Below are 17,636 nucleotides of genomic sequence, written 5' to 3'. Positions count from 1 at the left end.
GGCGTGGTCCGGCTCCGCCCCACATGTGTGGAGCTACGTTCTACTGTACGGAATTTCCATTCCACTTTGTGGAAACATCTAAGTCGGGTTCGTCGAGGGTCGATGCTGGAAGTGTGCCCTTGACGACATGTCGTCCGGAAGTGAAGACTCCTTCAACAGTTCGTTGAATTTCCCGGTTCCTCAGTGAATCGCTTGAAGAAGGGGTACGGGTGGACGTCAACCTGGTCCTGCGCTCGACTCGCGTGATCACCCCCGAGGGGACCCGCCCGGCGTCGATCGCCGTCTCCGGCGGGACGATCGCGGCCGTGCTGCCGTACGACGCCGAGGTACCGGCCGGCGCTCGCCTGGAGGACGTCGGCGACGACGTCGTCCTGCCGGGCCTCGTCGACACCCACGTGCACGTGAACGACCCGGGCCGCACCGAGTGGGAGGGCTTCTGGACCGCCACCCGCGCGGCGGCCGCCGGCGGCATCACCACGCTGCTCGACATGCCGCTGAACTCCATCCCGCCGACCACGACGGTGGAGAACCTGCGGGTGAAGCAGGACGTCGCCCGCCCGAAGGCGCACATCGACGTCGGCTTCTGGGGCGGCGCGCTGCCCGACAACGTCAAGGACCTGCGCCCGCTGCACGACGCCGGGGTCTACGGATTCAAGTGCTTCCTGTCGCCGTCCGGCGTGGACGAGTTCCCGTCGCTGGACCAGGAGGAGCTGGCGAACTCTCTCGCCGAGATCGCGGGCTTCGACGGTCTGATGATCGTGCACGCCGAGGACCCCCACCACCTCGCGGCCGCGCCGCAGAAGTCCTCCGCCGAGTACGCCGACTTCCTCGCCTCCCGTCCCCGGGACGCCGAGAACACGGCGATCGAGAACCTGGTCAACCAGGCCCGACGGCTGAACGCCCGCGTCCACGTCCTGCACCTGTCCTCCTCCGACGCGCTGCCGCTGATCGCCGCCGCGAAGGCGGACGGCGTCAAGGTCACCGTCGAGTCGTGTCCGCACTTCCTCACGCTCACCGCGGAGGAGATCCCGGACGGCGCGACCGAGTTCAAGTGCTGCCCGCCCATCCGTGAGGCCTCCAACCAGGACGCCCTGTGGCAGGGGCTCGCCGACGGCGTCATCGACTGCATCGTCTCCGACCACTCGCCGTCGACCGCGGACCTGAAGACCCCCGACTTCTCCTCCGCCTGGGGCGGCATCTCCTCCCTCCAGCTCGGCCTCCCCGCGATCTGGACCGAGGCCCGGCGCCGCGGCCACTCCCTGGAGGACGTGGTCCGCTGGATGTCCGAGGCCCCCGCACGACTCGCGGGCCTGTCGCGGAAGGGCGCCATCGAGGCCGGCCGTGACGCCGACTTCGCCGTCATCGACCCGGACGCGACCTTCACCGTCGACCCGGCCGAACTCCAGCACCGCAACCGCATCACCGCCTACGCGGGCAAGACCCTCAGCGGCGTCGTCGCCTCCACCTGGCTGCGCGGAGAGCGGATCGTCGACCACGGCACCCTCGCCGAGCCCTCCGGCCGCCTCCTCGAAAGGAACAACTGACGTGTCCTCCGCCATACCGAGCTTCACCGGTGACGCGAGCCCCTACGGCGGCGGCGACCCGTACGCCGACTACCGGACCGCCGACTTCCCCTTCACCCAGTACGCCGACCTCGCCGACCGACGTCTCGGCGCGGGCGTGGTCGCGGCCAACGACGAGTTCTTCGCCGAGCGCGAGAACCTGCTGAAGCCCGAGGCCGCCGAGTTCGACCCCGAGCACTTCGGCCACAAGGGCAAGATCATGGACGGCTGGGAGACCCGCCGCCGCCGTGGCATCTCCGCCCAGCAGCCGCACCCCACCGACGACGACCACGACTGGGCGCTCGTACGCCTCGGCGCCCCCGGCGTCGTCCGCGGCATCGTCCTCGACACCGCCCACTTCCGCGGCAACTACCCGCAGGCCGTCTCCGTCGAGGCGACCTCCGTCGCCGGCTCGCCCTCGCCCGAGGAGCTCCTCGCCGACGACGTCAAGTGGACGACGCTCGTCCCGCGCACCGCCGTCGGCGGCCACGCCGCCAACGGCTTCGCCGTCGACGTCGAGCAGCGCTTCACCCACCTGCGCGTCAACCAGCACCCCGACGGCGGCATCGCCCGCCTCCGCGTCTACGGCGAAGTCGCCCCCGACCCGCGCTGGCTCGCCGTCCTCGGCACCTTCGACCTCGCGGCCCTGGAGAACGGCGGCCAGGTCGAGGACGCCTCCGACCGCTTCTACTCCCCGGCCACCAACACCATCCAGCCGGGCCGCTCCCGCAAGATGGACGACGGCTGGGAGACCCGCCGCCGCCGCGACAAGGGCAACGACTGGATCCGCTACCAGCTCGTCGCCGAGTCCGAGATCCGCGCCGTCGAGATCGACACCGCGTACCTCAAGGGCAACAGCGCGGGCTGGGCCGCGCTCTCGGTCGCCGCCGAAGGCTCCGAGGACTGGGCCGAGATCCTGCCCCGGACCCGCCTCCAGCCCGACACCAACCACCGGTTCGTCCTCGACACCCCGGCCGTCGGCTCCCGGATCCGGATCGACATCTACCCGGACGGCGGCATCTCCCGCCTCCGCCTCTTCGGCTCCCTCACCGAGGCCGGCGCGGCACGGCTGACCGCCCGCCACCAGGAGCTGGGCGGCTGACGGCCCACGACCGGGACCTGGGCGGCTGACGGCCGCCCCTCCCCCTGAACTGGGCGGGCACGACACCCCGCCCGGCCCGCGAGGGCGCACCGACCGACAGCACCGGTGCGCCCTCGCGCCCCCTTTTTTTTGGGCTCGGTTCTCCCCCTACCTTCGCCGGGGGGACCCCCACGGGGCGCTCAAGCCGGGCTCACAGCCCCGACCGTGCTCGACCCCTCCTTCGTCGGGGCCTCCGCGCGCTCGGCGCTGTTCCCCCGGCCGCGCCCCTTCGGCTCACTCGCCGGTCCCGTGGGTGACGGCCTCTCTCCCCGCGGTTACGCGGCGTGGCCGCCGTCCACCGCGAACTCCGCCCCCGTCACGTACCGGCCCTCCGGCCCCGCGAGGAAGGTGACCATCGCCGCCACCTCGTCCGCCGTGCCGAAGCGGCCCAGGGCCGTCATCGCCGCCTGGCCCTCCGCGTACGGGCCGTCCGCCGGGTTCATGTCGGTGTCGATCGGACCGGGGTGGACGATGTTCGCCGTGATGCCGCGCCCGCCCAGCTCCCGGGCGAGCGCCTTCGTCAGCCCGATCAGCGCCGCCTTGCTCGTCGCGTACAGCGTGCCTCCCGGCCCGGGGACCCGCTGCGTCATGCAGGTGCCGATCGTGACGATCCGCCCGCCCTCCGGCAGCCGCGCGGCCGCCGCCTGCGAGGCGAGGAAGGCCGCGCGGACGTTCACCGCGAGGACCCGGTCCACGTCCGCCAGGGTCAGCGACTCCAGCGGGCCGAGGACCCCGGCGCCCACACTGTTCACGAGGACGTCGAGCCGGCCCAGGGCGTCCGCCGCCCACTCCACCGCGCCCGCCGCGTCCCCGGCGTCGGCCGCGTCGGCGCGCAGCGGCAGCGCCTTGCGTCCCGCCGCCTCGATCCGCGCGGCGACCTCCTTGGCCGCCGCCTCGTCCCGTACGTAGGTGAAGGCCACATCGGCGCCCTCCCGCGCCAGGCGGACGGCCGTGGCCGCGCCGATCCCGCGGCTGCCGCCCGTCACCAGAACCGCCGTGCCGTTCATCGTGGACATCCCGAAACCTCCGTCAGAAATGCTTGGTCGTTGCGGGTTCAATGAAACTCGGCAGGGCGGTCGGGCACCGGCGGGAATCGGACGGCGACCCGATCGCCGATGAGTTCCGTCGAGCGGTGCGGTCCGAGCTTCTGAGACACGATGGATCCGAGCTTCTGAGACACGATGGACAGGACCAGAAAGGCACTCGTCATGGCCACGCTCAGCCTCACCCAGTTCCTCACCCTCGACGGCGTCCACCAGGCGCCCGGCGGCCCGCAGGAGGACCCCAGCGGCGGGTTCGAGCACGGAGGCTGGTCCGTGCCGTACGGCGACGAGGACTTCGGACAGTTCATGAACGAGGTCTTCACCCGCCCGACCGCCTTCCTCCTCGGGCGCCGCACGTACGACATCTTCGCGGGCTACTGGCCGAAGCACACCGACCCCGACGACCCCATCGCCGGCAAGCTCAACGCCCTCCCCAAGTACGTCGCCACCACCACCCTCGACACCGCCGACTGGGCCGGGACCACCCTGCTCCGCGGTGACGTCGTGAAGGAGGTCGCCGACCTCAAGGAGAGCCTCGACGGGGAGATCCAGATGCACGGCAGCGGCGGCCTCGCCCGGACCCTGCTCGACCACGACCTCATCGACACCCTCCGCCTGCTCGTCTTCCCGGTGATCCTCGGCACCGGCCGCCGCCTCTTCACCGACGGGGTGCGCCCCACCGCCTTCCGGCAGACCGATGCGCGCACCACCGGCTCGGGCGTCGCGATCCTCACGTACGAGCTCGGCGGGCGCCCCACCTACGGCAGCTACTGACCAGCGGAAAAGCCCCGGAAAGGTGTAGCCACCACCGGCCGGTCCGGGTACGGTGATCGCTCCGCGTGCGAGCCACTGAAGTCTCCACCCCGCCACAAGAGTTGGAGAAACGGCCCGCAATGTCGGTTTCGTCTTCGATCGCCGCACCCGTGTCCCTCGGCGCCCCGCGCCGGGCCTGGCTCACCGATCTGCCCGTCCTGCTCGTCGCCGTCGTCTGGGGCGCCAGCTATCTCGCGGCCAAGGGCATCACCACCACCCACACCGTCATCGCGGTCCTCGTGCTGCGCTTCGCGGTGGTGCTGCCCGTCCTCGTCGTCGCCGGATGGCGCAAGCTGCGCGCGCTCACCGCGCCCCAGTGGCGCGGCGCCGCCACCCTCGGGCTGATCCTCAGCGGGATCTTCCTCCTGGAGACGTACGGCGTCGTCCACACCTCCGCCACCAACGCGGGCCTGATCATCAGCCTCACCATGATCCTCACCCCGCTGGCCGAGGCCGCCGTCACCCGGGTCAGGCCGCCCCGCGCCTTCCTCGCCGCCGCCGCGCTCTCCGTCGCGGGCGTCGTCCTGCTCACCCAGGGCGGTGGCTTCACCGCCCCCTCCCTCGGCGACCTCCTCATGCTGCTCGCCGCCGTCGCCCGTACCGTCCACGTCCTGGCCATGTCCCGGATCAAGGCGGTCCGGTCGGCCGACTCGCTCTCCCTCACCACCGTGCAGCTCGGCTCCGCCGTCGCCGTCTTCGCCGTCATCGCGGCCTTCCCCGGCACGGGCGCCTCGCCGTGGGCCACGGCCCTCGACTTCGGCCCCCGCGAATGGGCCGGGCTGCTGTTCCTCTCCGTCTTCTGCACGCTGTTCGCCTTCTTCGTGCAGATGTGGGCCGTCCGCCGCAGCTCCCCGTCCCGGGTCAGCCTCCTCCTCGGTACGGAGCCCCTCTGGGCCGCCGCCGCGGGCATCGCCCTCGCCGGCGACCGCCCCGGAGTCCTCGGCCTCGTGGGCGCGATCCTCGTTCTGGCGGGCACCAGTTGGGGCCGCCGCACGGCCGACGAGGACGCCCGGTAGGTTTTCCGATCATGAGTTCACTTGCCTATGACGCCGGGTTCCGCGCCCGTGCCCGGCGCACCCAGGGCTGGGGCCTCGGCCTCCTCACGGTGGCCGGCCTGCTCTGGATCGGGTTCGCGGTCCTGCTCCTCACCCCGTACGAGGTGGAGCACAACTACGTCACGACGACGTGCCACGCCCGCATCACCGCCGACGACCTCCACGACACCTCGCGGGTCTGCGCGGAGGCGCGCGACTGGCCGAGGCTCCTCGGCTACCTCGGCGCCTCGCTGCCGTTCGCCGTGGCGGGCTCCGTCCTCACCGCCATCGGCTCCTCCGCCCACCGGGCGGCCGAGCACCACGCAGAGAGGACCCGGCTGGACGCCGCGAGCGTCTGACCGCCCGGGGCGCCCGCCCGGTCAGGACTTCCGCACCCGGTCCGACAGGATCAGGAGGACCAGGCCGAGCACGGCGATCACGATGTTGACGAACAACTCCCGGCCCTCCATGAACCAGACGTTCTCGGTCAGGAAGCGGGTCAGGCCCATCAGCCTGAACCAGCCGTCCGTCAGCTCGCGGATCACCCCGCAGACACCGAACACGACGAGCAGGAAACCGGTGACCTCCAGGAATCTCTTCATGATTCGATCATGAGCGGGTGGCGGTTCCCGCCGCGTCCGACTCCGGTCCATGCCCACCGCTACCGAAGTATCGACCCGTGCGACTTCGGTAGCGTCCCGGCCCGCCCCTCACCCGCTCGGGGGCCCCGGCTGCGTACATTGCCGACATGACCCGTACGGAACGGCAGCGCTGGCTGCTCCCCTCCCACCTGGTCGAACCGGGCGAGAGCGGCACGGGCAGGCCCCGCCGTACCGTCCGCGACTGGATCGTCGACACCTCGCTCTTCCTCCTCGCGGCCCTCGTCGGCCTCGTCGCCGCCGACGCCGGCGCGCAGTACAGCAGCGAGCCCGTCATCCTCTTCGACCAGCTCGTCGGCGCCGCCGCCTGCTGCGCGCTCTGGCTCCGCCGCCGGTGGCCCGTCGGGCTGGCCGTCGCCCTCTCCCTGGTCAGCGTCGTCGCCCCGGTCGCCGGCGGTGCCGTCCTCGCGGCCCTGTTCAGCGTCGCCGTACGCCGTCCCTTCCGCGAGGTCGCCTGGCTCGGCGCGCTCGCCGTCGCCGCCTCCACCGTCCAGGTCTTCGTCCGCCCCGACCCCACCCTCAATGCCGGGATCGCGATCCTCCTCGGCTTCGTCCTCATCCTGCTCGTCACCGCCTGGGGCATGCTCGTCCGCTCCCGCCGCCAGCTCGTCGAAGCCCTCCGCGAGCGGGCCCGCCGCGCCGAGGCCGAGGCCGAACTCCGCGCCGCCCAGGCCCAGCGGCTCGCCCGCGAGGCCATCGCCCGCGAGATGCACGACGTCCTCGCCCACCGGCTGACCCTGCTCAGCGTCCACGCGGGAGCCCTGGAATTCCGGCCCGACGCCCCGCCCGAGCAGGTCGCCCGCGCGGCCGGTGTCATCCGCGACAGCGCCCACGAGGCGCTCCAGGACCTGCGCGAGATCATCGGCGTCCTGCGCGCGCCCGGGGAGAACGGCGACGGCGGCGGCGACCGGCCCCAGCCGACCCTCGCCACCCTGGACGCGCTCGTCGCCGAGTCCCGCGAGGCCGGCGCCGACGTCGTCCTGGAGCTCGACGTCGACACCGCCGAGGGCGCGCCCACCGTCCCCGCCTCCACCGGCCGCACCGCCTACCGCATCGCCCAGGAGGGCCTGACCAACGCCCGTAAGCACGCCCCCGGCACCAAGGTCACCGTCACCGTGAGCGGCCGCCCCGGCGACGGCCTCGACGTCACCGTCCGCAACCCCGCCCCCGCCGGACCCGTCCCGCACGTCCCCGGCTCCGGCCAGGGCCTCATCGGGCTCACCGAGCGCGCCGCCCTCGCCGGGGGCCGGATGGAGCACGGCCCCGACCCCGACGGCGGCTTCGCCCTCCACGCCTGGCTACCGTGGCCCGCATGACCATCCGGCTGATCATCGTCGACGACGACCCCCTGGTCCGCGCGGGCCTCACCCTCATGCTCGGCGGCGCCGACGACCTGGAGATCGTCGGCGAGGGCGCCGACGGCCGCGAGGTCCCCGAGCTCGTCGACCGGCTCGCCCCGGACGTCGTCCTCATGGACATCCGCATGCCCCACGTGGACGGACTCACCGCCACCGAACGCCTCCGCGCGCTCCCCGGCGCCCCCGAGGTCGTCGTCCTCACCACCTTCCACGCCGACGAGCAGGTGCTGCGCGCCCTGCGGGCGGGCGCCGCCGGCTTCGTCCTCAAGGACACCCCGCCCGCCGAGATCGTCGCCGCCGTCCGCCGGGTCGCCGCCGGGGACCCGGTGCTCTCCCCGGCCGTCACCCGCCAGCTGATGACCCATGTCGCGGGGGAGGCGGACCGGCCGGACCGGCGGGAGGAGGCGCGGCGCGCCGCGCTCACCACGCGCCTCGCCGAACTGGCCGTACGCGAACGGGAAGTGGCCGTCTCCGTCGGCCGGGGCCGCTCCAACGCGGAGATCGCCGCCGAGCTGTACATGAGCGTCCCCACGGTCAAGACCCATGTCTCGCGCGTCCTCGCCAAGCTCGGCCTCAACAACCGTGTCCAGATCGCCCTCCTCGTGCACGACGCGGGCCTCCTGGACGAGGAGAAGTAGTCGGATAGTCTGCCGGGATGTCCGTCATCGAACTGGGGGAGTACGGCGCGGACTTCACCGCGAACCCGTACCCCTACTACGCCAAGCTCCGCGCGTCCGGCCCGGTCCACGAGGTACGCATGCCCGACGGCTACCAGTTCTGGCTGGTCGTCGGCCACGAGGAGGGGCGCGCCGCGCTCGCCGACCCCCGGCTCGCCAAGTCCCCGTCCGTCATCGGCGTACGGCCGCCGGAGGAGGACGTCATCGGCGTCCACCTCCTCGCGGCGGACGCCCCCGACCACACCCGGCTCCGCCGCCTGGTCGCGGGCGTGTTCACCGGCCGCCGGGTCGAGGCCCTGCGCCCCCGCATCGAGCGGCTCACCCGGGAACTCGCCGACGCGATGGAGCCGGCCGGCCGCGCCGACCTCGTCGACGCGTACGCCTTCCCCGTGCCGATCACCGTCATCTGCGAACTCCTCGGGGTCCCCGCCGAGGACCGCGACACCTTCCGCAACTGGTCGAACGAGCTCGTCACCCCCGCGGGCGAGGACGGCTACCTCGGCGCCCTGGAAGGCTTCGGCGGCTACCTCGACGCGCTCATCGAGGACAAGCGCGCCGCGGGCCCCGCCGACGACCTGCTCTCCGGCCTCATCGCCGCCCGCGCCGAGGACGGCGACCGGCTCTCCGGCCCCGAACTCCGCGCCATGGCCTACCTGCTGCTCATCGCCGGCCACGAGACCACCGTCAACCTCATCGCCAACACCGTCCGCAACCTGCTCACCCACCCCGAGCAGCTCGCCGCCCTGCGCGCCGACCCCGGCCTCCTCGACGGTGCGATCGAGGAGTCACTGCGGTACGACGGGCCGGTCGAGACCAGCACCTTCCGCTTCACCCGGGAGCCGTTCACCCTCGGCGGCACCGAGATCCCGGCGGGCGCGAGCGTCCTCGTGGCGATCGGCGCGCTCGACCGCGACCCGGCCCGCTTCCCCGACCCCGACCGCTTCGACATCCGCCGCGACACCCGCGGCCACCTCGCCTTCGGCCACGGCATCCACTACTGCCTGGGCGCGCCGCTCGCCCGCCTGGAGGGCCGGATCGCCCTCCGTACGCTCCTGGACCGCTTCCCCCGGCTCGAACTCGACCCCGAGGGCGACCCCTGGGAGTGGGTGCCCGGCCTCCTCATCCGCGGAGTCCGCCACCTCCCGGTCCGGTGGTGAACACGCACCCCTCAGAGAGCGTCCACCCGCACCGGACGCCGCTCTCCGCGCGAGCGCTCGCACGCCTCCGCGATCCGGAGCGCCGCCAGCGCCTCGACGCCGTCGCACGGATTGGCGGCCTCGCCGCGCACCAGGCGGACGAAGGCATCGAGCTCCGCCTCGTACGCGGGGGCGAACCGCTCCAGGAACCCCTGCCAGGGCTTCCCCGGCGCCGGCGGCCCCTGCGGCTCCACCGAGGTGAGCGGCGTCCGGTCGTCCAGGCCCACCGCGATCTGGTCCCGGTCGCCCGCCAGCTCCATCCGCACGTCGTACCCGGCGCCGTTGCACCGCGTCCCGGTCACCGTCACCAGCGTGCCGTCGTCCAGGGTGAGGAGCGCGGCGGCCGTGTCCACGTCCCCCGCCTCCCGGAACATCGCCGGACCCGCGTCCGAGCCTGTCGCGTACACCTCCACGACCTCCCGCCCGGTCACCCAGCGCACGATGTCGAAGTCGTGCACCAGACAGTCCCGGAAGAGTCCGCCGGAGAGCGGCAGGTACGCGGCGGGCGGCGGCTCCGGGTCGGACGTCGCCGCCCGTACGGTGTGCAGCCGGCCGAGCCGCCCCGACCGCACCGCCTCGCGCGCCGCCCGGTAACCCGTGTCGAAGCGGCGCATGAACCCCAGCTGGAGCGCGGTGCCCGCCTCCGCCACGGCCGCCAGCGCCGCCCGCGTGCCGGGCACGTCCAGGGCGATCGGCTTCTCGCAGAAGACCGGAAGACCCGCGCCGGCGGCACGGGCGATCAGCTCCGCGTGCGCGGCCGTCGCCGAGGCGATCACCACCGCGTCCAGGGCGTGCCCGAGCAGTGCCGCCACATCGGGCGCCGCCTCCGCCCCGAGCGCCCCCGCGACCCCGGCCGCCCGGGTCGCGTCCGCGTCCGCCACGACCAGCGACTCGACCTCCGGGTGGCGGGCCAGCACCCCCGCGTGGAAGCTCCCGATCCGTCCCGTACCGATGAGTCCGATGCGCATGGCCCCACCGTGGATCCGGACGACCGCGGTGTCAAGGATGTGTCAGGACAACCGGACGTCACGACGTCACGTCATCCGCTTCCCGCCGTCGGCTTCCGGTCATCAGCGCGCCCGGTTACGCTCCCCCCGTGTCCAAGCAGTCCGGCTCACCCCTGCCCCCGCTCTCCGTGGACCGCACCAGCCCGGTCCCGCTCTACTTCCAGCTCGCCCGGCAGCTGGAGAGCGCGGTGGAGAACGGGACGCTGCCCCCGGGCACCCTCCTCGGCAACGAGATCGAACTCGCCGCCCGCCTCGGCCTCTCCCGCCCCACCGTCCGCCAGGCCATCCAGACCCTCGTCGACAAGGGCCTCCTCGTCCGCCGCCGGGGCGTCGGCACCCAGGTCGTCCACAGCAGGGTCCGCCGCCCGCTGGAGCTCAGCAGCCTCTACGACGACCTGGAGGCCGCGGGCCGCCGCCCCGCCACCCGCGTCCTCACCAACCGCCTCGAACCCGCCACCGCACCGGTCGCGGCCGCGCTCGGCGTGCCCGAGGGCAGCGACGTCCACTACCTGGAGCGGCTGCGCACCGCGTACGGCGAGCCCATGGCGTACCTGCGCAACCACCTGCCCGCCGGGCTCGTCGACCCCGATACCGAGCGCCTGGAGACCACCGGCCTCTACCGCATGCTCCGCTCCGCCGCGCTCACCCTGCACAGCGCCCGCCAGTCCATCGGCGCCCGCGCCGCGACCGCCGAGGAGGCCGCGCTCCTGGACGAGCGGGAGGGTGCCCCGCTGCTCACGATGGAACGCACCACCTACGACGACACGGGCCGCGCCGTCGAGTACGGCTCGCACCTCTACCGGGCCGCGCGCTACTCCTTCGAGCTCCAGCTGATGGTCCGCCCCTGACCGCGTACCTGACCACACAGGCCCCCGCTGACCAGTGCCACGACCCGCATGACCGATACTGCAATGCACGCAGAAGGACACAAAGGAGGGCACGGCCTCGTGACCAGGCTTCGGACAGGAGGGGTACGGGCCGTCATCGGCGCCGTGCTCGCGCTCGCGCTCACAGGAGCGCTCGCGGGGTGCAGCAGCACCGGTGGGAAGCGGGCGGAGGACGCCCGCAAGGCCGCGGCGGCGCAGGGCAGGGCGGCCGTCGACACCCCCCGCTGGACCTTCGCCATGGTGACCCACTCCGGTGACGGCGACACCTTCTGGGACATCGTCCAGAACGGCGCCAAGCAGGCCGCCGTCAAGGACAACATCAACTTCCTCTACGCCCACAGCGACGAGGCCCAGCAGCAGGCCCAGCTCATCGACTCGTACGTCGCCAAGGGCGTCGACGGCCTGATCGTCACCCTCGCCAAGCCCGACGCGATGAAGGCCTCCGTCGAGAAGGCCGTCAAGGCCGGCATCCCGGTGATCACCGTGAACTCCGGCGCCGAGCAGTCCAAGGCCTACGGCGCCCTCACCCACATCGGCCAGGACGAGGCCGTCGCCGGCGAGGCCGTCGGCGACGAGCTCGACGAGCGCGGCAAGAAGAAGGCCCTCTGCGTCCTGCACGAGCAGGGCAACATCGGCCACGAGCAGCGCTGCGCCGGCGCGAAGAAGACCTTCGGCGGCGAGCTCGTGAACCTCTACGTCGACGGCACCAACATGCCCGACGTCAAGGCCTCCATCGAGGCCAAGCTCCAGTCCGACAAGGCCATCGACGCCGTCGTCACCCTCGGCGCACCCTTCGCCGACACCGCCGTCCAGGCCGCGAAGAGCGCCGGGAGCAAGGCCGAGATCGACACCTTCGACCTGAACGCCAAGGTCGCGACCGCCCTCCAGGACGGCACGCTCGGCTTCGCCGTCGACCAGCAGCCCTACCTCCAGGGGTACGAGGCCGTCGACCTGCTCTGGCTGTACCGCTACAACGCCGACGTCCTCGGCGGCGGCAAGCCGGTCCTCACCGGCCCCCAGATCATCACCAAGGACCAGGCGGGCGCGCTCAAGCAGTACGCGGAGCGGGGTACCCGATGAGCTCCACCGCCCCACCGTCCGACGGCGTCGACCACGTCGACGAACGGCTCCTGCGCACCACCCCGCTGAAGAAGCTCCTCGCCCGGCCCGAGCTGGGCTCCGTCGTCGGCGCGATCGCCGTCTTCGTCTTCTTCTCCGTCGCCGCCGACAGCTTCCTGCGCCCCGCCAGCCTCGGCACCGTGCTCTACGCGGCCTCCACCATCGGCATCATGGCGGTCCCCGTCGCGATGCTGATGATCGGCGGCGAGTTCGACCTCTCCGCCGGTGTCATGGTCACGAGCTCCGCGCTCGTCTCCTCGATGGTCAGCTACCAGCTGACGGCGAACGTCTGGGTCGGCGTCGGCGTCTCGCTGCTCGTCACCCTCGCGATCGGCGCCTTCAACGGCTTCATGCTGACCCGCACCAAACTGCCCAGCTTCATCATCACGCTCGGCACCTTCCTCATGCTGACCGGCCTGAACCTCGGCCTCACCAAGCTGATCAGCGGCACCGTCTCCACCAAGACCATCGCCGACATGGAGGGTTTCCCCTCCGCCCGGAAGCTCTTCGCCTCCCAGGTGACCGTCGGCGGCGTCGAGCTCAAGGTCACCATCCTGTGGTGGCTCGGCCTCGTCGCCCTCGCCACCTGGATCCTGCTCCGCACCCGCTTCGGCAACTGGATCTTCGCCGTCGGCGGCGGCGCCGACGCCGCCCGCGCGGTCGGCGTCCCGGTCTACCGGACGAAGATCGGCCTCTACATGGGCGTGGCCTTCTGCGCCTGGATCTCCGGCCAGCACCTGCTCTTCTCCTTCGACGTCGTCCAGTCGGGCGAAGGCGTCGGCAACGAGCTGATCTACATCATCGCGGCCGTCATCGGCGGCTGCCTGATCACCGGCGGATACGGCTCCGCCATCGGCTCGGCCGTCGGCGCCCTCATCTTCGGCATGACGAGCAAGGGCATCGTGTACGCCGAGTGGAACCCCGACTGGTTCAAGTTCTTCCTGGGAGCGATGCTCCTCCTGGCGACCCTGCTGAACGCCTGGATCCGCAAGCGTGTGGAGGCCACCAAGTGACGACGGAAGCCACCGCGCTGGTCGAGCTCGACGACGTCAGCAAGTACTACGGCAACATCCGCGCCCTCGAAGGGGTCTCCCTGCGGGTGGACGCGGGCGAGATCACCTGCGTCCTCGGCGACAACGGCGCCGGCAAGTCCACCCTCATCAAGATCGTCGCCGGACTCCACCGGCACGACGCCGGCACCTTCCGCATCGAGGGCGAGGAGGTCACCCTCGCCAACCCGCGCGACGCCCTCGACCGGGGCATCGCCACCGTCTACCAGGACCTCGCCGTCGTCCCCCTCATGCCGGTCTGGCGGAACTTCTTCCTCGGCTCCGAGCCCACCAAGGGCTCCGGCCCCTTCAAGCGGCTCGACGTCGACCTCATGCGGACCACCACCCGCGAGGCGCTGCTCCGCATGGGCATCGACCTGCGCGACGTCGACCAGCCCATCGGCACCCTCTCCGGCGGCGAGCGCCAGTGCGTGGCCATCGCCCGCGCCGTCCACTTCGGCGCCAAGGTCCTCGTCCTCGACGAGCCGACCGCCGCGCTAGGAGTCAAGCAGTCCGGGGTCGTCCTGAAGTACGTGGCCGCCGCCCGTGACCAGGGCCTCGGCGTGGTCCTCATCACCCACAACCCCCACCACGCCTACCTCGTCGGCGACCGGTTCGTCCTGCTCAAGCGGGGCGTGATGGCCGGCAGCCACACCAAGAGCTCCGTCACGCTCGACGAGTTGACCCGCCAGATGGCCGGCGGCACCGAGCTGGAGGACCTCCGCCACGAACTGGAGCGGCCGTCCGGAGCGTAACGGCCCCTTCACCTCCCGCCTGGCAGAATCGGAGCCGATGAGTACCTACCGCGACCTCGCCCTCCCCCAGGCTCTCCGAGCAGGGGGGACCCCCCGATACGCCCGGGGCACGGTGCTGCGGACCGTCGGGACCCGGGAGCGGCGCTCCCACCTGACCGCGCCCCGCGTGCCGACCGTCGGCATCGACATCGGCGGTACGAAGGTGATGGCCGGTGTCGTCGACGCGGACGGCAACATCCTGGAGAAGCTCCGCACCGAGACGCCGGACAAGTCCAAGAGCCCCAAGGTCGTCGAGGACACCATCGTCGAGCTCGTCCTCGACCTCGCCGACCGGCACGACGTGCACGCCGTCGGCATCGGCGCGGCCGGCTGGGTCGACGCCGACCGGGCCCGGGTCCTCTTCGCCCCGCACCTCGCCTGGCGCAACGAACCCCTCCGGGACGCCCTCCAGGGCCGGCTCGCCGTCCCCGTCATGGTCGACAACGACGCCAACACCGCCGCCTGGGCCGAATGGCGCTTCGGCGCCGGGCGCGGCGAGGACCACCTCGTCATGATCACCCTCGGTACGGGCATCGGCGGCGCGATCCTGGAGGACGGCCAGGTCAAGCGCGGCAAGTACGGCGTCGCCGGCGAGTTCGGGCACATGCAGGTCGTCCCCGGCGGCCACCGCTGCCCCTGCGGCAACCGCGGCTGCTGGGAGCAGTACAGCTCGGGCAACGCCCTCGTCCGCGAGGCCCGCGAGCTGGCCGCCGCCGACTCCCCGGTGGCGTACGAGATCATCGAGCGGGTCAAGGGCCACATCCCCGACATCACCGGACCGCTCATCACCGAGCTCGCCCGCGAGGGCGACGCCATGAGCATCGAGCTGCTCCAGGACATCGGCCAGTGGCTCGGCGTCGGCATCGCCAACCTCGCCGCCGCCCTCGACCCCTCCTGCTTCGTCATCGGTGGAGGCGTCTCCGCCGCCGACGACCTCCTCATCGGCCCCGCCCGCGACGCCTTCCGCCGCCACCTCACCGGCCGCGGCTACCGCCCCGAGGCCCGCATCGTCCGCGCCCAGCTCGGCCCCGAGGCCGGCATGGTCGGCGCCGCCGACCTCGCCCGGCTCGTCGCCCGCCGCTTCCGCCGCGCCAACCGGCGCCGCGTCGAGCGGTACGAACGCTACGAGCGGTACGCCCAGGCCCTGCGCACCGGCACCTCGGCCCGGGCCCCCCGTACTCCCGAGGACCCCTCTTCATGACCCTGCCCCACCCGTCCCGCCCGCCCCACTCGCCTCATCCGCCCGAGGGAAAGCTGCCGGAGGAGCGCCGGCACATGATCCGCCGCCGCTGGATCACGGCCGTCATCATCGTGCTGCTCGTCGGCATCCCGGCCGGATACCTCGTCGTCTCCGCGGGCCAGAGCCGCGACAGCGGCCGCGACAAGGAACGCGAGTCCTCCGCGGCCGGCCTCCAGACCAATCCGCCCTCCAAGATGAAGCGGCGGGTCTTCGAGGTCCCGATTCCCGGCGGGGCCTGGGACGTCGCGTACTACGAGACCAGCAACTGGAAGACCAGCAGGCTCTACGTCCAGTTCACGACGGACGCCTACGGGCTTGATGCCTTCCTCGCCAACTCCGGCACCTCCCGGGCGCAGCTCACGTCCGGGCGGATCACCGTCGGCGACCGCGACGCCGAGATCGCCGGCTGGTCCTTCGCCGAGGGAATGACCTGGGCGGGTACCACGGTCAAGCGCGAGGAACCCCGCCCGACCACCGACATCACGGTCGACCTCACGGACCCGGCGTTCCCCCGCGTCTACGCGGTTTCCACGACCAGCCCCTGACCCGTCCGCCTCCTGGATATGCTTCGGGACTCCATGCCGGGGGAAGGGGGCTGCGCGATGTGGCTGGCGGGTGACCATCACGTCCACACCCAGTACAGCGGCGACGGCAAGTACCGGGTCATCGACCAGGTACACCAGGCCCGGGCGCACGGCCTGCGCTGGATCGTCATCACCGACCACGGCGGCACCACCCACGCCAAGCTCGGTGTGGAGAAGGTGAATCCGGACATCCTCCAGGCCCGCGAGGCCCATCCGGACATGCTGGTCTTCCAGGGCCTGGAGTGGAACGTCCCGGCCGCGGAACACGCCACGGTCTTCGTCCATCCCGGGCGCGACGAGGTCGCCGTCCTCAAGGAGTTCGAGTCGCGCTACGACGGCGGGGTGACGGGCTCCACCGCCGTCACCGACGCCCACAAGGCGCTCGCCCTCTCCGGACTCGGCTTCCTGGCGGACGCGTTGACGGACAGGCGCGTCGACGACGCCCTCTTCCTCGCCAACCACCCCTCGCGCCGGGGCCTCGACGCTCCACACGACATCAGGAACTGGCGCGACGCCCAGCCGCACATCGCCGTGGGGATGGAGGGCGCGCCGGGCCACCAGGCCGCCGGGCTGCCCGCGTCGCGCGGGCCCGGTGCGTACCGCGGCAACTACAGCCGGACTCCGGGACCGGACTCCCACCCCCTTTACCCTCCGGAGAGTTACCGGACGTTCGGCGGATTCGACTGGATGACCGCGACCGTGGGCGGGCTGTGGGACAGCCTCCTCGCCGAGGGCCGGCCCTGGTGGATCACCGTGAACTCCGACGCGCACGACGTCTTCGGCGACACGTCGGTACGGGGTCCCGGCAGCGACTTCGCCGGCGACGGCCGCCACGCCGATCCCGTCTACGGCGGAGAGCCGAACCGGGTGATCGGCGACCACTGGCCGGGCCAGTACAGCCGTACGCACGTCGGGGCGGACGCCTTCTGCTACCAGGCCGTGATGGACGGCCTCCGGGCCGGCCGGGTCTGGGTCGACCACGGCGGCCTGCTGAGCGGACTCCACGCGCGGCTCCGGGCGGACGACCGCACGGCCGGCCTCGGCGAGACGCTGACCGTGCGACGGGGCGACCGGGTCGAGCTCGTCGTCGACGTCGCTCCGGCGACCGCCCCCAACTGGACGGGGAGCATCCCGAGCCTGGCCCGCGTGGACGTCGTCCAGGGTGACGTGACCGGGACTCCGGACGATCCCGACGCCTTCTGCGCACCCGGCACCAAGGTGGTCCGGTCCTTCGAGGTGGACAGCTCCGCGCGTACGGTGCGGCTGACGTACGATCTCGGCCGCCTGGACCGGCCCGTGTACGTACGGCTGCGCGGGACCGACGGCAACCGCGGCGCCACGGGCCTCCGGGGTGCGGCCGTCGATCCCCACGGCCCTGCCATGGACGTACGGGGCGGCGTCGATCCGTGGCAGGACCTGTGGTTCTACTCCAACCCGATCTGGGTCGTTCCCTTCTGACGTTCCCTCCGGCAG

18 protein-coding genes are annotated in these 17,636 nt (G+C 72.4%); 15 read left to right on the top strand and 3 right to left on the bottom strand.

The window, feature by feature from the left end; genetic code table 11:
• Window positions 1–209: 209 nt before the first annotated feature.
• Window positions 210–1,544, top strand: a complete 1,335-nt coding sequence (gene allB / locus OG357_RS07835; RefSeq protein WP_329620459.1) for an allantoinase AllB — start codon at window positions 210–212, stop codon at window positions 1,542–1,544.
• Window position 1,545: 1 nt separating this feature from the next.
• Window positions 1,546–2,664, top strand: coding sequence for an allantoicase (gene alc, locus OG357_RS07830; protein WP_329620458.1), 1,119 nt, complete (start codon window positions 1,546–1,548; stop codon window positions 2,662–2,664).
• Window positions 2,665–2,978: 314 nt separating this feature from the next.
• On the opposite strand, the gene OG357_RS07825 is transcribed toward alc, so the two are convergent.
• The gene (locus tag OG357_RS07825; protein ID WP_329620457.1) at window positions 2,979–3,719 is read right to left on the bottom strand and encodes an SDR family NAD(P)-dependent oxidoreductase; all 741 of its coding nucleotides are present in this window, start codon (window positions 3,717–3,719) and stop codon (window positions 2,979–2,981) included.
• A gap of 192 nt (window positions 3,720–3,911) precedes the next feature.
• Between OG357_RS07825 and OG357_RS07820 the strand changes: the two genes are divergently transcribed.
• From OG357_RS07820 to OG357_RS07810, 3 genes are all read left to right on the top strand, one after another.
• The gene (locus OG357_RS07820) at window positions 3,912–4,520 is read left to right on the top strand and encodes a dihydrofolate reductase family protein (RefSeq protein WP_329620456.1); all 609 of its coding nucleotides are present in this window, start codon (window positions 3,912–3,914) and stop codon (window positions 4,518–4,520) included.
• Window positions 4,521–4,639: 119 nt separating this feature from the next.
• A complete protein-coding gene (locus OG357_RS07815; RefSeq protein ID WP_329620455.1) occupies window positions 4,640–5,575 on the top strand; it encodes a DMT family transporter in 936 nt (311 codons plus the stop codon).
• Window positions 5,576–5,586: 11 nt separating this feature from the next.
• The gene (locus tag OG357_RS07810; protein ID WP_329620454.1) at window positions 5,587–5,952 is read left to right on the top strand and encodes a hypothetical protein; all 366 of its coding nucleotides are present in this window, start codon (window positions 5,587–5,589) and stop codon (window positions 5,950–5,952) included.
• Between the two features lie 21 nt (window positions 5,953–5,973).
• Here OG357_RS07810 and OG357_RS07805 read toward each other — a convergent pair whose 3' ends face one another.
• Complete coding sequence (locus tag OG357_RS07805; protein ID WP_329620453.1) at window positions 5,974–6,195, bottom strand: hypothetical protein; 222 nt, start codon at window positions 6,193–6,195, stop codon at window positions 5,974–5,976.
• 146 nt (window positions 6,196–6,341) lie between these two features.
• Here OG357_RS07805 and OG357_RS07800 point away from each other — a divergent pair, with 146 nt between their 5' ends.
• Genes OG357_RS07800 through OG357_RS07790 form a run of 3 tightly spaced genes read left to right on the top strand, consistent with a single transcriptional unit; the run spans window position 6,342 to window position 9,444 of the window.
• A complete protein-coding gene (locus OG357_RS07800) occupies window positions 6,342–7,568 on the top strand; it encodes a sensor histidine kinase (RefSeq protein WP_329620452.1) in 1,227 nt (408 codons plus the stop codon).
• Window positions 7,565–8,248, top strand: coding sequence for a response regulator transcription factor (locus OG357_RS07795; RefSeq protein WP_329620451.1), 684 nt, complete (start codon window positions 7,565–7,567; stop codon window positions 8,246–8,248). The genes OG357_RS07800 and OG357_RS07795 overlap by 4 nt, the downstream gene beginning before the upstream one ends.
• Before the next feature lie 17 nt (window positions 8,249–8,265).
• Window positions 8,266–9,444, top strand: coding sequence for a cytochrome P450 family protein (locus OG357_RS07790; RefSeq protein WP_329620450.1), 1,179 nt, complete (start codon window positions 8,266–8,268; stop codon window positions 9,442–9,444).
• An 11-nt stretch (window positions 9,445–9,455) separates the two neighbouring features.
• Here OG357_RS07790 and OG357_RS07785 read toward each other — a convergent pair whose 3' ends face one another.
• Complete coding sequence (locus OG357_RS07785; RefSeq protein ID WP_329620449.1) at window positions 9,456–10,451, bottom strand: Gfo/Idh/MocA family protein; 996 nt, start codon at window positions 10,449–10,451, stop codon at window positions 9,456–9,458.
• A gap of 167 nt (window positions 10,452–10,618) precedes the next feature.
• Between OG357_RS07785 and OG357_RS07780 the strand changes: the two genes are divergently transcribed.
• The 7 genes from OG357_RS07780 to OG357_RS07750 all read left to right on the top strand — a co-directional run bounded on the left by OG357_RS07780 (window position 10,619) and on the right by OG357_RS07750 (window position 17,621).
• Entirely contained in the window at window positions 10,619–11,338 is a 720-nt protein-coding gene (locus OG357_RS07780) for a GntR family transcriptional regulator (RefSeq protein WP_329625517.1), read from the top strand.
• Between the two features lie 99 nt (window positions 11,339–11,437).
• Window positions 11,438–12,457: a sugar ABC transporter substrate-binding protein gene (locus OG357_RS07775; RefSeq protein WP_329620448.1), complete on the top strand. Its 1,020-nt coding sequence runs from the start codon at window positions 11,438–11,440 to the stop codon at window positions 12,455–12,457.
• Window positions 12,454–13,509 carry an ABC transporter permease gene (locus OG357_RS07770; RefSeq protein ID WP_329620447.1) on the top strand — a complete coding sequence of 352 codons (1,056 nt, stop codon included), beginning with the start codon at window positions 12,454–12,456 and terminating at the stop codon, window positions 13,507–13,509. The genes OG357_RS07775 and OG357_RS07770 overlap by 4 nt, the downstream gene beginning before the upstream one ends.
• Entirely contained in the window at window positions 13,506–14,300 is a 795-nt protein-coding gene (locus OG357_RS07765) for an ATP-binding cassette domain-containing protein (protein WP_329620446.1), read from the top strand. The genes OG357_RS07770 and OG357_RS07765 overlap by 4 nt, the downstream gene beginning before the upstream one ends.
• A gap of 37 nt (window positions 14,301–14,337) precedes the next feature.
• Window positions 14,338–15,540: an ROK family glucokinase gene (locus tag OG357_RS07760; protein ID WP_329620445.1), complete on the top strand. Its 1,203-nt coding sequence runs from the start codon at window positions 14,338–14,340 to the stop codon at window positions 15,538–15,540.
• On the top strand, window positions 15,537–16,124 hold the full coding sequence (locus OG357_RS07755; protein WP_329620444.1) for a hypothetical protein: 588 nt from the start codon (window positions 15,537–15,539) through the stop codon (window positions 16,122–16,124). The genes OG357_RS07760 and OG357_RS07755 overlap by 4 nt, the downstream gene beginning before the upstream one ends.
• Window positions 16,125–16,157: 33 nt before the next feature.
• A complete protein-coding gene (locus tag OG357_RS07750; RefSeq protein ID WP_329620443.1) occupies window positions 16,158–17,621 on the top strand; it encodes a PHP domain-containing protein in 1,464 nt (487 codons plus the stop codon).
• Window positions 17,622–17,636 lie beyond the last annotated feature (15 nt).

This window comes from Streptomyces sp. NBC_01255 (assembly GCF_036226445.1).
Taxonomy (GTDB): domain Bacteria; phylum Actinomycetota; class Actinomycetes; order Streptomycetales; family Streptomycetaceae; genus Streptomyces.
The sequence above is the reverse complement of the archived record's forward strand: the minus strand, read 5'-3'. Positions and strand labels throughout refer to the sequence as shown.